This is a genomic window from Pseudacidovorax sp. 1753 (assembly GCF_040544975.1).
In the GTDB taxonomy this organism is placed as follows: domain Bacteria; phylum Pseudomonadota; class Gammaproteobacteria; order Burkholderiales; family Burkholderiaceae_C; genus Xenophilus.
The window spans coordinates 75,338-88,748 of sequence record NZ_JBEPKY010000021.1; the positions used below are offsets into that span (position 1 = coordinate 75,338).

The 13,411-nt window shown below is 62.2% G+C and carries 11 protein-coding genes; 1 reads left to right on the forward strand and 10 read right to left on the reverse strand.

From position 1 onward, the window contains the following. Window positions 1–292 precede the first annotated feature (292 nt). From ABIC63_RS23475 to sucC, 10 genes are all read right to left on the reverse strand, one after another. Window positions 293–1,942, reverse strand: a complete 1,650-nt coding sequence (locus ABIC63_RS23475; protein ID WP_354321564.1) for an NAD(P)/FAD-dependent oxidoreductase — start codon at window positions 1,940–1,942, stop codon at window positions 293–295. Between the two features lie 23 nt (window positions 1,943–1,965). Then, window positions 1,966–3,858, reverse strand: a complete 1,893-nt coding sequence (locus tag ABIC63_RS23480) for a hypothetical protein (RefSeq protein WP_354321565.1) — start codon at window positions 3,856–3,858, stop codon at window positions 1,966–1,968. Window positions 3,859–3,910: 52 nt separating this feature from the next. After that, complete coding sequence (locus tag ABIC63_RS23485; RefSeq protein ID WP_354321567.1) at window positions 3,911–4,375, reverse strand: pilin; 465 nt, start codon at window positions 4,373–4,375, stop codon at window positions 3,911–3,913. Between the two features lie 236 nt (window positions 4,376–4,611). Next, the gene (locus ABIC63_RS23490; protein ID WP_294376779.1) at window positions 4,612–5,436 is read right to left on the reverse strand and encodes an MBL fold metallo-hydrolase; all 825 of its coding nucleotides are present in this window, start codon (window positions 5,434–5,436) and stop codon (window positions 4,612–4,614) included. Window positions 5,437–5,617: 181 nt separating this feature from the next. Further along, the gene (locus ABIC63_RS23495) at window positions 5,618–7,771 is read right to left on the reverse strand and encodes a CHASE2 domain-containing protein (RefSeq protein WP_354321568.1); all 2,154 of its coding nucleotides are present in this window, start codon (window positions 7,769–7,771) and stop codon (window positions 5,618–5,620) included. A gap of 31 nt (window positions 7,772–7,802) precedes the next feature. Next, window positions 7,803–8,462, reverse strand: a complete 660-nt coding sequence (locus ABIC63_RS23500; protein ID WP_017761549.1) for an FHA domain-containing protein — start codon at window positions 8,460–8,462, stop codon at window positions 7,803–7,805. A gap of 97 nt (window positions 8,463–8,559) precedes the next feature. Further along, entirely contained in the window at window positions 8,560–9,345 is a 786-nt protein-coding gene (locus ABIC63_RS23505) for a Stp1/IreP family PP2C-type Ser/Thr phosphatase (protein ID WP_294376497.1), read from the reverse strand. A gap of 5 nt (window positions 9,346–9,350) precedes the next feature. Then, on the reverse strand, window positions 9,351–10,043 hold the full coding sequence (locus ABIC63_RS23510; RefSeq protein WP_294376495.1) for a TerC family protein: 693 nt from the start codon (window positions 10,041–10,043) through the stop codon (window positions 9,351–9,353). Window positions 10,044–10,227: 184 nt separating this feature from the next. After that, window positions 10,228–11,121 carry a succinate--CoA ligase subunit alpha gene (gene sucD, locus ABIC63_RS23515; RefSeq protein ID WP_076507033.1) on the reverse strand — a complete coding sequence of 298 codons (894 nt, stop codon included), beginning with the start codon at window positions 11,119–11,121 and terminating at the stop codon, window positions 10,228–10,230. 13 nt (window positions 11,122–11,134) lie between these two features. After that, window positions 11,135–12,295: an ADP-forming succinate--CoA ligase subunit beta gene (gene sucC, locus ABIC63_RS23520; RefSeq protein ID WP_114801612.1), complete on the reverse strand. Its 1,161-nt coding sequence runs from the start codon at window positions 12,293–12,295 to the stop codon at window positions 11,135–11,137. A gap of 191 nt (window positions 12,296–12,486) precedes the next feature. On the opposite strand from sucC, the gene argC reads away from it, so the two are divergent. Then, window positions 12,487–13,410: an N-acetyl-gamma-glutamyl-phosphate reductase gene (gene argC, locus ABIC63_RS23525; RefSeq protein ID WP_354321569.1), complete on the forward strand. Its 924-nt coding sequence runs from the start codon at window positions 12,487–12,489 to the stop codon at window positions 13,408–13,410. The last annotated feature ends 1 nt before the right edge of the window (window position 13,411 follow it).

The window sequence follows — 13,411 nt, forward strand, 5'->3', positions numbered from 1 at the left end:
AGGCTGCATTGATTTTACGCAGGCACCCCCATTCACTGACGAAGGCTGGATTTCGCGCCATTAGTAGCAACGCGCACACGAAAAAGAAATCTGTCGCCAAGCCTTGCCACGTGGCGAAAGAAAAACCTCCCCAAAAAGGCAAAAGGAAGACGGGGTAGAGAATCAACGCCCCGCCCGCGGAGTTGAAACGAAAAAATCCCCTCAATGTCCTTTTTAGCCGTCTAATCAAAAAATATCTTTTCCCGTCTCATCGTCGAAAGCAGCCGAATCCTCTAAGCAATCTTGTTAATGCTCAACGAGCCAGGGAGATAGTTCCTGCCTGCTCTATCGTCGCGCCGGCTTTTGAAGAATCTGCGTCGTCCGGTGACGCTTTGGATTTCGTGGACGATTCCTTTTCCTCGTGGTATTCGTCATCTATGTTGATAGACCAGATTTTTTCCTTGTTGATCTCTCCGCTAATGATTTGATGCGCCGCTTCTCGCGCCGTAAGCATCGAGTGATCTTGATTGTTGTAGCGATGCATGCCGTTGCGGCCTATCAAGAATAAATTAGAGACCTCATCGACTTCACTGCGCAGTACATCGAATTTTTTGTACGAGTCGCCGAAATATCCGGGATAAGCCTTCGGGACTCTGAGTACGATGAAGTCAAGTGCACGGGTCGATTTTGCGATCTGCAATTTTTTTACTTCTGATTGCGCGATCATGTTAATCTGATCGTCGGTCATCGGCCAAAAGTCGTCGTCTTCTCGACAGAAAAACTCAAGACCGAGCCAGACGCAGGAATCATCTGCAACCAGATATGGACTCCAATTATTGAAGACCTGAATTCGCCCTACCTTATATCCAGGCTCTTGGATATATATCCAGTTATCGGTCAACTCCGTGCAAAGATCGGTCTTCTTATAGAGCAGGCCAACCGTTATAAAATCCCGATACTCTAGGTTCTTGGCGATTTCCTGCGCATCTGGACTCCAATAATTCGATGATGCGCTTACAAGGTCCTTGACAGGCATAGTAGAAATCAAATGAGCGCAATTTATTTTTTTTGTCGAGCCGTCGCTATCTTGGACGGTTACGGACCTAACTGCGCCGCTTTCGATATCGATGCAATTTGCCGTATGACGGAGAAGTAAGGTTCCCCCTCTCTCAACAAATCGCTTGGCAACTTCTTCCCACATCTGTCCTGGCCCATACTTGGGATAAATAAATGATTCGATCAGCGAGGTTTGTTTTGCCTGTTCCGAATCAATCCTTAAGAGCGACTTGATTCCGTGAATCAATGCCCTCCCCACGGAGAGGCTTTTAACTCTTTGGGCCCCCCAATCTGCGCTGATGTCTCTGCAAGAAACACCCCACACTTTTTCTGTATATTCTTTGAAAAACTGCAGATAAAGAAGTTTGCCAAATCGATTGATGAAAAAATCTTCGAGCGATGCCTCGGGCTTGATCGGGCGTAGATGCGCGCGGATATAGCTGATGCCAAAAGAAAATGTTTTCTTCAATCCTAATTTTTGGAAGGTCGAGAAATTGATTTTCAGAGGGTAGTCGAAGAACTTTCCATTAAAATAAATCCTGGACTGACGCTGACGGATGAGCATGGACGCGTGGACAGGGTCGGCTTGGCTGGCACTTAATGCGCCGGGTAGCCCTTGGCGTTCCTGACCCTGGTACGCGAACCGCATATTCGGGTTCTGGATTTTTTCAATCGGAAGAATGCTGTTCCACCAGTCCATTACCCAGTCAGACTTGGAGAAGAATCGATGTCCTCCAATATCTATGCGATTCCCATGGTGTTCTACAGTACGAGAGATTCCTCCGACCTGATTGTCGGCTTCGAGAATACAGATATTTCTTAATCCGGCTTTTTGTAGTTCGTAAGCCGCTGTCAGGCCTGCGGGGCCTGCGCCAATAATGACAACGTCAAATTCAAGATTCTTCATGCTTGTCTTTCACTAATAAATTTTCATGATTTTGCCGCGGTACTCATTGATTCATATTGCTGCAAAACATGAGCACATTTGTAGAGGTAGTACGTTTTTGCTTTGCTTCTATTTTGGAGGGGGGGCGTCCAAGAGCTTATGTAAAGCGGTTCTATTCGTGAGGACGTAACGATGAAGTCAAGTGTCTGGTCTGCTTGGCACGTAGGAACCAGCGACAATATATCCAGCGTACAGTGACCGTTCTGATTACGTAGCGCGTCCAGCAGTCCACACATTTCTTTTTGTGCATCGAATGGTGCCGTAACTTCTCTGCGACGCTCAAGTTCCATGGCTGTGCCTCTATTGAATACAATCCCGGCCGCCTGTATGCCGCTCACGTAGCTTTTGCGGTGCATGAGCAACCAGGGTGCCAGAGCCTCACCCTGCCAATAAACTTCTGCGGAGGGCGGAACAAAATCGCCGAACACATATGGCCCATTGATTGGGGTTTCTTCGATGATTCTAGATATTTCCGGTCGACGATCCCACGCGGCTATGCTGAGCGGAGTGATGAAGAGCATCGATATCATTAAGATGCGTCGACCGCGCGATCCAAGACTCAATAAAAAGAAGGAAAAAAAGGCTAGTAAGCTAGCTGCCAGATAGGGTTGCTTGAGAAAAATAATGGCTTTACTAGCCGAAGTAAGTTCGGATCCGTCCAGAAAATAATTTTGAAATTTTAATGCCTGAGAAAAATCGCTCTTCCAGTTATAGAAAGCGGCAAATACCAACAATACACAACAGCCCAGCAAAACGCTCTTCGAAATGTCAGGTTCTCTTTTTGTTTCCGATAATGTGAGCAGAACAATGCCGAGGTAAACTGCCAGGGTTCCAGTTGTCAAATCTTTAAAAATTAAACCATAAACTAGTACGCTGACGGACAGGCGACCCAAAGAGCCCTGATTAAGAGAATTTATTAAATATGGCGATAGCAGGACTAAGGCGATAACGTGGCAAAGCCACTGACCTCGCCAAAGCTGAAGGCTCGCGAAGAACGCGTTAGAGAGAAAATCGGCGCCAATAAGTGAGGCGGCGGAGCAAAGTGCGAGGGTGCTGAGGGTGATAGCAGCCAATCTACGCGTATTATTTTTTCCGAAGCAGCTGCAAAAGCCCAGAATTGCAAAGTCGCAGCCCAGGGCAAGCCAACTTTGAAGTGGCCAGTCGCTCATGAAAACATAGTTGTATGAATGGACGAGCTGAAGCCATTCAGCATCCAAATAGACATGCAAACGATCAAATGGTTGCAAGGGAACTAGTCCAGCCAGTAGTGCGAGAGGCACGGCACTAAGAAGCCAAAGCCACCGTCTATCTTCAAGCGATTGCCACAAAAAGAAAAGGATTGCTCCGGGCAGAGCCATTACGGGATGGATAATCGCGGCGATGGCGAGAGACAGAATTGAGAGCCATACATGGCGCCGTATCAAAAATACGATCCCGAGCAAGACCAGAACCTCTGCATAGGTTCGAGCTGTCAGAAAGGGTTCTGCGTAGTGAATGATGGTCGAGTGACCATAAGCGGTTGATGTGCCAAAAACAAGCAATAGCGCTGGTGCGCGGGCATGCTCCGGAACGGAAGACCGGGCCAATTGAAAGCAGCATAAAAAGAAGAGGGCTTGTGCGAGCAGCACACCCATTGCAGAGGCTGCATAAAATCCCACATGGGCCACAATAAATCCGTATATTTTTCCAAATATGGAAAATGAATCTTGCGATCCATATTTGAAGAAAAGATCATATGAAAATATTTTGGGATCGATATTTTTTAGCGCCTGCGCTGCGTAAAGAAGACCATCATGGCGAATTCCAGAATAAGGATTGTTAAGTAATAATATGGTAAATGCTATAAGCAAAAGCGGAAAATCAAGCTTTTGTTTCATGGCTTAATAAAAAAAGCCCACTGGCGTGGGCTTGTTGGGAGAGAGTTTTAAATTACGTGGCGTTGCGGCATTCGCTAGGAACGTACTTGAACTTGTCCGAGGTGGTGGAGCAGGTCCAGGTGATCTGAGAGGTCGGTGGGGTGTTCGCCGAAATGGCTTGGCCGCCCGATTTAGGAGTCAGAGTAAGAACAACGCTGCCAGCAGCAGCGGTAGTGGTGATGGCGATAACGCCGCTTGTACCGTCGACAGTCATGGATGCAACATTCTTGGTCGAGGCTACAGAAGCAGAGTTAAACCCAAGGCTCAGGCTAGACGCAGCATTGGCGGCGTTCTCGCCGACCAGCGTCTTGGCTGCCGAGCCAAGCACCATCGCTTCCGACACCCGTGCACGCACGGTGTAGTCCTGGTAGGCGGGCAGCGCGACGGCGGCCAGGATGCCGATGATCGCCACGACGATCATCAGTTCGATAAGGGTGAAGCCCTTCTGGGCGGTGCGGGCGATGGTGCGACGGTTCATGGTCAGACTCCAGGTTGAAAGCGGTCCGGGTACTGCCCCGGTCGTGCCTTCTCTTCGCAGACCGCGTGCCATGCGGCCGCCTGCCTTGAATGCGCCTAAAAGTTCACACTCAGGCCACACAGTCTGACACTTCTTGTTTGTAAACAACTGTTTCCGAGTGACAAAAAAGTCAGAGTCGCTGGCGGTGACAGCTTTGGTCGCCCCTTGCGCCTCCGCGGAGGCCGGGCCTGCAGGCCTCAGCTGCGCGGATGCCCCGCGCCGTGCACCTCGATCGTCTGCCCCGCCTCCAGCCAGCGCAGTTCGATCCGGTCCCACAGCCGCAACTGGCCCACCAGGGCGTTGACCTCGGCCATGATCTCGGCGGCGGCGGCCGGCTTGGTGTGCGTCACGTAGACGGGGTAGCGGGCCATGGGGGACATCTGCGCCAGCTCTTCCACCAAGGTGGGGGGCGACAGGTGCAGGCTGCGTTCGGCCAGCTGGCGCTCGCGCGTGCTGAAGGCGGTCTCGATCACGAGGGCGCCCACGTCCATCTGGTTGATCCGGCGCCAGAAGGGCTTGTTGCGCTCGGTGTCGCCGCTGTAGACCCAGTGCGAATGGCCGTCCGCGCGCCGCACGGCGAAGCCGCAGGCGGGCACGGTGTGCACGGCGGGCAGCACCTCCACCACCTTGGGCGCGCGGCGGCCGAGCATCAGGCTCTGGCCGACGTCGAACTCGACGAAGTGGACCAGCGGCGCATCGCTGCTGGGCAGGGCGGTGAAGTCCGGCCAGACCAGGTTGTTGAACACATGCGCCCGCAGCACCTGCAACGTGGCGCGCAGCCCGTGCACCCGCAGCGGCCGGCGGCGCAGGCTGGCGACCGCGTCCACCATCAGGGGAAGGGCCGCGATGTGGTCCAGGTGCGAGTGGGTCAGCACCACGTCGTCGATCTGCGCCATCTCTTCCAGGGACAGGTCGCCGACGCCGGTGCCGGCATCGACCAGGAGGTCGTCGTCGATCAGGAAGGAGGTGGTCCGTGCGCCCCGGGCGATGGCGCCGGAGCAGCCCAGAACACGCACCTGCAGGCTGTTCATGAAGAGCTCTGAATAAAGGAGGCGATGGAGCCGGGCGGGCACCGCGGCAGGCCGGCTCGCCCGCGGACAGTGCAGGCTAAGGCGTCGGTTGCTGCGGCGCAAAGGACTTCCGTCACGCCGCGCCGGGGCGCGAGTATGCCTGTTCGTCGGGGCCGCACAGGATTGGTTGTCACTAATTTGCAGTTCTGGCCGGCGCCGGTGGGCGAGAGCCCCCAGCGTGCCCCCGGTGCACCGGAGCGGCGGCAGGCGGCCTGGCCGGCGCGGGCCCTTCGGGCGTGTAGATGCGCACGCCCCGCTGGCGCCCGCGCACCTGCACCTCGCCCAGTTCGCGCCAGGGCGCATCCGGCATCAGCGCGCGGGTGTTCTCGCCGACGACGATGGGCACGCCATGGGGCGTGCACAGGCCTTCCAGCCGCGCGGCGAGGTTCACGGCGTCGCCGATCACGGTGTAGCTGCGGCGCAGCGCCGAGCCCATGTTGCCGACCACCACCGGGCCGGTGTTGACGCCGATGCCGATGGCCACCGCGGGCAGGCCAGCCGCCTCGTGCTGCGCATTGAGCGCGGGCAGCGCGGCGACGATGTCCTGCGCGGCATGCACCGCCCGCGCGGCATGGTCGGCCTGCGCGACCGGTGCGCCCCAGAAGGCCATGAGGCAGTCGCCCATGTATTTGTCGACGGTGCCGCCATGCCGGTTGACGATCTCGGTGAAGCGGGTGAAGACCTCGTGCAGCAGGGCCTGCAAGGTCGTGGGCGCCATGTGCTCGGCCAGGTGGGTGAAGCCCCGCATGTCGCAGAACATGATGGTGAGCACCCGGCTTTCGGCCCGCATGCTGTAGCGGTGCGGCTCGCGGGCCATGTCGTCCACCAGCTGCGGCGGGACATAGGCGCCGAACAGGCGCATCAGTCCCCGGCGCTTGCGGCTTTCCACGAAGTAGCCCCAGCTCATGCTGAGCAGCAGGCCCGCGGCGCCGGCCAGCAGCGCGGCGGCCTGGGGCAGCACCAGACCGCCATGGCGGTAGAGCAGGTCATTGAGCAGCAGCAGCCCGCCGCAGGCCCCCAGCCCGATGGCGAAGCCGGCGGCGGCCGAGCGCCGGGTCACGCCCAGAACCAGCAGCAGGCCGATCACGACCAGGCTGGCCCAGGCATAGCCCGGCGCGTAGTCGGGCACATGCGGCAGGCGCCGGTCGAGCAGGCCGGAGAGCACATGGGCATGCACTTCCACCCCCGGCAGGGCCGCGGCGATGGGTGTGGCGCGCAGGTCCTGCAGGCCGGCGGCGCTGGCGCCGACCAGGACGATGCGGTCCCGCAAGGCCGCAGGCGGCAGGCGGCCTTCCAGCACGTCGCGGGCCGAGACATAGCGAAACCGCGGCCCCGCGTCCTCGCCAGGGCGCCGGTAGGGGACGACGAGGCCGCCGTCGGTGCCCACCGGCACGTCCAGGCGGCCGCTGGCGGTCTGCAGCCCCAGGGCGACGAGCCGCGGGGACGCCCCCGGCGCCGTGGCGAGCCGCAGCACCGGTGGCGCGCTGCCGGTGGCGGCCCGGAAGGTCGCCAGGGCCAGCGACTCGTAATAGCCGCCGGGCGCGGTGTCCAGCCGGGCCAGCAGCGGTACGGTGCGCACCACCCCGTCCTGGCCGGGTTGGAAGACGACGTTGATGAAGCCCGGTCGGGCGCCCGTCGTCCGGCCGGGCAGGCTCGCGACCAGCGTGGGCCAGGCCGGAATCCGGGCGGCATCCGGCCCCAGTGCGTCGGCGGGCAGAAGCGGCGCTGGCGGTTGCACGTTGGGTGCGGCGGACGGGTGGTCCGGGGCGCCAGCCTCGCCGTCGAAATGGACGCCCAGCACCACGCGGCCGGGCGCCGCGGCCAGCGCCCGCGCGAATTCGCCATCAGGGTCGAGGGCCGATGCGCGGCGGGCGAGTTCGGCATCGAAGCCGGGCTCGGCCGGCCAGCGGCCGCCCAGCGCCTGCACCAGCGCCGGTCCGCTGGTGCGATCCGCTTCCGCGAACACCATGTCGAAGGCCAGAACGCGCACCTGCTGGCGCTGCGTCAGTTCCTGCGTCAGGCGGGCCAGCCGCTCGCGGCTCCAGGGCCACTGGCCGAAGGCCTTCAGGCTGGGCTCGTCGATGTCGACGATGACGATGCGGGGGTCGATGCCGCGCGGGGCGTGCCAGCGCAGCCGGGCGTCCTGCAGCTGGGCATCGAGCCGATCCACGCCAGGCAGATGCAGCAACCCTGCCGTGTGGGCCAGCCCGGCGAGGAGGGGCAGCAGGGTGATCGCGATGCGCCAGCCATGGCCCCGAAGGCCGCGCAACAGCCTTCCCGGTCCCATGCCGTGGCTCGGTGCCCTGACGTCCGGGCCCTCAGCCCAGCACGAACTGCATGCGGGTGCCGCCCAGCTCCAGGATGTCGCCGTCCTGCAGGGCCGCCGCGCGCGGCTGGAGTGTCTCGCCATTGAGCGTGGCGCTGCCGTCCACGGGTGCCACCACATAGCCCTGCAGGCGACGGGTGACGGCCGCCACCGCCACGCCGGGCTTGCCGATGGTGGTCACTACCTTGCGCAGCACGATCTCGTGGCCCGCCGCCGATCCGCTGAGGATGCGGATGCAGGCCTGCGCCCCGCTGCCGCCTTCCAGCGCCGCCGGCACCGTCTCGCCCTCGGTCAATGGCATGGGTCGCGAGTCGTGCAGCGGTGCGGTGGCGGTCATGCGCAGGTGTGCGCCTTCGTCGATCTCCGCCGTCTGCAGGTAGCGGATCTTGTACTTGCCGACCTCGATCAGGTCGTTGTGCTCCAGCACCTGCTTGCGGATGGCCCGCGAGTTGACGTAGGTGCCGTTGGTGCTGTCCAGGTCCTCGAGGTACACGCTGCTGCCGATCTTGTGCAGCACCGCGTGCTCGCCGCTGATGGCGAGGTTGTCGATGACGATGTCGTTGTAGGGGCGCCGACCGAGCGTGGTGCGTTCCTTGAGCAGGGGCACTTCCTTCAGCACGACGCCATCGATGGCAACTACCAATTTCGGCATGGCCGACACTCCTCAGACCGGACGGGCGCGCAGGCGCAGGACATCAATTTGTAACCGCGAGCGGGCAGGCCCGCAACCTTTCGGATGACATGGGCGGTCAATGGCCGCCGAAGCGTGCCAGGATGACCGACACGTTGTCCTTGCCGCCGTTGTCGTTGGCCACCGTGATCAGCAGGGCGACCTTGTCGGCCAGCGGGATGTCGGGGGTCAGCAGCGACACGAGCTGCTCGTCGGTGACCATGTCGGTCAGGCCGTCCGAGCACAGCAGGTACAGGTCGCCGCGCTGCGCGGGCTCGTGCAGCAGATCCACCTCCACCTCGGCGCCGATGCCCAGTGCGCGCGTCACCAGGTTGCGATGCGGCGAGGCGAGGGCCTCCTGGGCCGTCATGAGGCCGGCGTCGATCTGGGCCTGCAGGAAGGAATGGTCGCGCGTCAGCGCGGTCAGGCGGCCGCCCCGCAGCCGGTAGCAGCGCGAGTCGCCGATGTGTCCGACTACCGCGCCGCACGGCCCGAATACGGCGCTCACCAGCGTGGTGCCCATGCCGCGCAGGGCGGGGTTGACTGTGCTGGCGTTGAAGACGGCACGGTTGGCCTGAGCGATGCCTTGATGCAAGGCCTTCATGACCGCCCGGCTGCCGGGCGCGTGGCCGGCCTGGGCCAGCCACCGGCCCATGGAGGCCTGCAGCAAGGCCACGGCCATCTCGCTGGCCACCTCGCCGCCGGCATAGCCGCCCATGCCGTCGGCCAGCACCGCCAGACCCAGGCGTGGGTCGAAGGCGATGGAATCCTCGTTGTTGCGACGCAGCCGGCCGGTGTCGGTCTGCGCGGCGAACTCCCAGGGCGGCCCGGCGAGGTCCTGGAGGATGGCAGCCGGGCGCGCCATGGGGCTCAGTGCTGCGCGGCCTGCTGCCGGCCGCGGCTGGCCAGCAGCTTGCCGATCGCCACCACGAGCACGGCGCCGACAGCGGCCGCCACGTAGTGCAGCGCAGGATTGGCGGCCATGGCGTCGTGCAGCGACACGTCGCTCGCCATCGTCTCGCCGCCAACCCAGCCGATCAGGGCCGCACCCAGCAGGATGATGATCGGGAAGCGGTTCATGAGCTTGATCATGAGCGAACTGCCGAAGATCACCAAGGGGATGCTGATGGCCAGGCCCAGCACCAGCAGCACCATGCTGCCGTTGGCGGCCGCGGCCACGGCGATCACGTTGTCCAGGCTCATCACGAGGTCGGCGATCAGGATGGTGCGCACGGCGCTGGCCAGGGTCGAATGCTGCTTGCCGCCACCTTCCTCGCCTTCGTCCTCGCCGCCTAGCAGCTGCACGCCGATCCACAGCAGCAGCAGGCCGCCGATGATCTGCAGGTAGGGCAGGGACAGGAGCTTGACCGCCACGATGGTCAGCACGATACGCAGCACGACGGCCGCGGCCGAGCCGAGCATGACGGCCTTCTTCTGCTGGTCGGGCGGCAGGGCACGCGCCGCCAGGGCGATCACCACGGCGTTGTCGCCCGAAAGAATGATGTTGATCCAGATGATCTTGAGCAGACCGATCCACAGATCAGGGTTGGAAAGAATCTCCACGGCTTGCTACCTCCACGGTGTAGTGAATTGATGAAGGGCGCCTGCGGTCTCCGACAACCACGGGCGCCCTCCGGCTTTTTTTATGGAGTGGCTGAAAGCACGGCGTTCATTCGACGCCTTCGGCTTCGCCTGGGATGCGGGCGCCCGCCGGATCGATCGACCGGCTGGGCGCGCCGTCACCCGTTCAGATCAGCGACTTCAGGATGCGACCCATCTCCGACGGGTTGCGCGTGACCTTGAAACCGCACTCTTCCATGATGGCGAGCTTGGCATCGGCCGTGTCGGCGCCGCCCGAGATCAGCGCGCCGGCATGGCCCATGCGCTTGCCGGGAGGGGCGGTGACGCCGGCGATGAAACCGACCACCGGCTTCTTCATGTTGGCCTTGCACCATTGGGCCGCTTCGGCCTCGTCCGGGCCGCCGATCTCGCCGATCATGATGACCGCGTCGGTGTCCGGATCGTCGTTGAAGGCCTGCATCACGTCGATGTGCTTGAGGCCGTTGATCGGGTCGCCGCCGATGCCCACGGCCGAGGACTGGCCGATGCCCAGCTCGGACAGCTGCGCCACGGCTTCATAGGTCAGCGTGCCGGAGCGCGAGACCACGCCGATGCGGCCCTTCTTGTGGATGTGGCCGGGCATGATGCCGATCTTGATCTCGTCGGGCGTGATCAGGCCGGGGCAGTTGGGGCCCAGCAGCAGCGTCTTCTTGCCGCCCTTGGCTTCCTTGGCCTTCATCTTGTTGCGCACTTCGAGCATGTCGCGGACGGGGATGCCTTCCGTGATGCAGATCGCCAGGTCCAGGTCGGCTTCGACGGCTTCCCAGATGGCGGCGGCAGCGCCCGCCGGCGGCACGTAGATCACCGACACGGTCGCGCCCGTCTGCTGGGCCGCTTCCTTGACCGAGGCGTAGATCGGGATGTTGAAGATCGACTCGCCGGCCTTCTTCGGGTTCACGCCGGCCACGAAGGCGTTCTTGCCGTTCGCGTATTCCTGGCACTTCTCGGTGTGGAACTGACCGGTCTTGCCCGTGATGCCCTGGGTGATGACCTTGGTGTCCTTGTTGATGTAGATCGACATGGCTGGTGATTCCTTACTTGACGGCCGCCACGACCTTCTGGGCCGCTTCTGCCATGGTGTCTGCGCTGATGATGGGCAGGCCGGATTCGGCCAGCATCTTCTTGCCCAGCTCTTCGTTCGTGCCCTTCATGCGCACGACCAGCGGCACGGACAGGTTCACGGCCTTGCAGGCGGTGATCACGCCGGTGGCGATGGTGTCGCACTTCATGATGCCGCCGAAGATGTTGACCAGGATGGCCTTCACGTTCTTGTTCTTCAGCATGATCTTGAAGGCCTCGGTGACCTTCTCGGGGGTGGCGCCGCCGCCCACGTCCAGGAAGTTGGCCGGCTCGCCGCCGAACAGCTTGATGGTGTCCATGGTGGCCATGGCCAGGCCGGCGCCGTTGACCAGGCAGCCGATGTTGCCGTCCAGGCTGATGTAGGCCAGGTCGAACTTGGAGGCTTCGATTTCCGCGGGATCTTCCTCGTCGAGGTCGCGCAGGGCGACGATCTCGGGATGGCGGAACAGCGCGTTGGCGTCGAAGTTGAACTTGGCGTCCAGGGCGATGATGTTGCCCTTGCTGTCACGGTTGAGCGGGTTGATCTCGACCAGCGAGGCGTCCGTCTCCATGTAGCAGGTGTAGAGCTTCTTGCAGACGTCGATGAACTGGGCTTCGGAGTCGGCGGGGAGCTGGATGCCCTTGGCCAGTTCCTTGGCGAGCTCGTCGGTCATGCCGGTGAGCGGATCGACGAAGACCTTGACGATCTTCTCGGGCGTGCTGTGCGCCACTTCCTCGATGTCCATGCCGCCTTCGCTGGAGGCGATGAAGGCCACCTTCTGCGTGCCGCGGTCGGTCACGGCGGAGAGGTAGTACTCCTTCTGGATGTCGGCGCCGTCTTCGATGTACAGGCGGCGGACCTTCTGGCCTTCGGGGCCCGTCTGGTGCGTGACCAGCTGCATGCCGAGGATGTCGGTGGCGCGGGCCTTCACGTCCTCGATCGACTTGGCGACCTTCACGCCGCCGCCCTTGCCGCGCCCGCCGGCGTGGATCTGGGCCTTCACCACCCACACGGGGCCGCCCAGCTTCTGTGCGGCCTCGACCGCTTCTTGCACGGTGAACGCCGGAATGCCGCGCGGCACAGGCACGCCGAACTTGGCAAGGAGTTCCTTGCCTTGGTACTCGTGAATCTTCATGGAAAGAGTCTCTCGGAACGGAGGATGGGAGGTGCTGTTGTCCGCAGGCCACGCCAGCCGGCCGGCCGGGAGCGGCGGAGCAGCCCGCGAATGTATCATGGTGCGCCGCGTCATGGCGGCCTCGCGCCGTTGTGGCGATCACGTAGTCTTCCCACTGTCCATGGGGAGAACACCCCATCGAGGATCCCGCCATGACCCAGGTTTTCATCGACGGCGAGGCCGGCACCACCGGCCTCCAGATCCGCGAACGGCTCACCGGCATGCCCGGCATCGAGCTCGTCAGCATCGCCCCCGAACTGCGCAAGGACGCCGCCGCCAAGCGTGACCTTATGGCCGGTGTCGATCTCGTCATCCTCTGCCTGCACGACGACGCGGCGCGCGAATCCGTGGCGCTGATCGACGGCCTGGGCGGCCGCAAGCCCCGCATCATCGACGCCTCCACCGCGCACCGCGTGGCGCCGGGCTGGGTCTACGGTTTCCCCGAACTGGCCGAAGGCCACGCCGCCGCCGTGAAGGCCGCCGAGCGCGTGGCCAACCCCGGCTGCTACGCCACCGGCGCCATCGCCATCGTGCGCCCGCTGGTCGATGCCGGCCTGCTGCCCAGGGACCATCCCATCGCGCTGCCCGCGGTCAGCGGCTATTCGGGCGGCGGTCGCACCATGATCGAGGCCTACGAGGCGGGCACCGCGCCGGCCTTCGAGACCTACGCGCTGGGCCTCAAGCACAAGCACATCCCTGAGATCATGGCCTGCACCGGCCTCACGGCGCGGCCGGTGTTCATCCCCTCGGTGGGCAACTTCCGCCAGGGCATGCTGGTCAATCTGCCGCTGCACCTGGACGCGCTCCCCGGCAAGCCCACGGCGGCCGACCTGCACGACGCGCTGGCGGCCCACTACGCGAAGAGCAACACGCCCGAGCAGTACGTGAAGGTGCTGCCGCCGACGGAAGACGGCAAGCTGGAGCCGCAGGCGCTGAACGACACCAACGACCTGGAGATCCGCGTGTTCCCCAACGAAGACCACCGGCATGCCGTCGTCATCGCCCGCCTGGACAACCTGGGCAAGGGGGCGAGCGGAGCCGCGGTCCAGAACATGCGGCTGATGCTGGGCGTCTGAG

Coding starts and splice junctions, on each gene's coding strand:
- sucC (WP_114801612.1), bottom strand. CDS start 12,295: ATGAAGATTCACGAGTACCAAGGCAAGGAACTCCTTGCCAAGTTCGGC.
- ABIC63_RS23475 (WP_354321564.1), bottom strand. CDS start 1,942: ATGAAGAATCTTGAATTTGACGTTGTCATTATTGGCGCAGGCCCCGCA.
- argC (WP_354321569.1), top strand. CDS start 12,487: ATGACCCAGGTTTTCATCGACGGCGAGGCCGGCACCACCGGCCTCCAG.
- ABIC63_RS23505 (WP_294376497.1), bottom strand. CDS start 9,345: ATGGCGCGCCCGGCTGCCATCCTCCAGGACCTCGCCGGGCCGCCCTGG.
- sucD (WP_076507033.1), bottom strand. CDS start 11,121: ATGTCGATCTACATCAACAAGGACACCAAGGTCATCACCCAGGGCATC.
- ABIC63_RS23500 (WP_017761549.1), bottom strand. CDS start 8,462: ATGCCGAAATTGGTAGTTGCCATCGATGGCGTCGTGCTGAAGGAAGTG.
- ABIC63_RS23495 (WP_354321568.1), bottom strand. CDS start 7,771: ATGGGACCGGGAAGGCTGTTGCGCGGCCTTCGGGGCCATGGCTGGCGC.
- ABIC63_RS23485 (WP_354321567.1), bottom strand. CDS start 4,375: ATGAACCGTCGCACCATCGCCCGCACCGCCCAGAAGGGCTTCACCCTT.
- ABIC63_RS23480 (WP_354321565.1), bottom strand. CDS start 3,858: ATGAAACAAAAGCTTGATTTTCCGCTTTTGCTTATAGCATTTACCATA.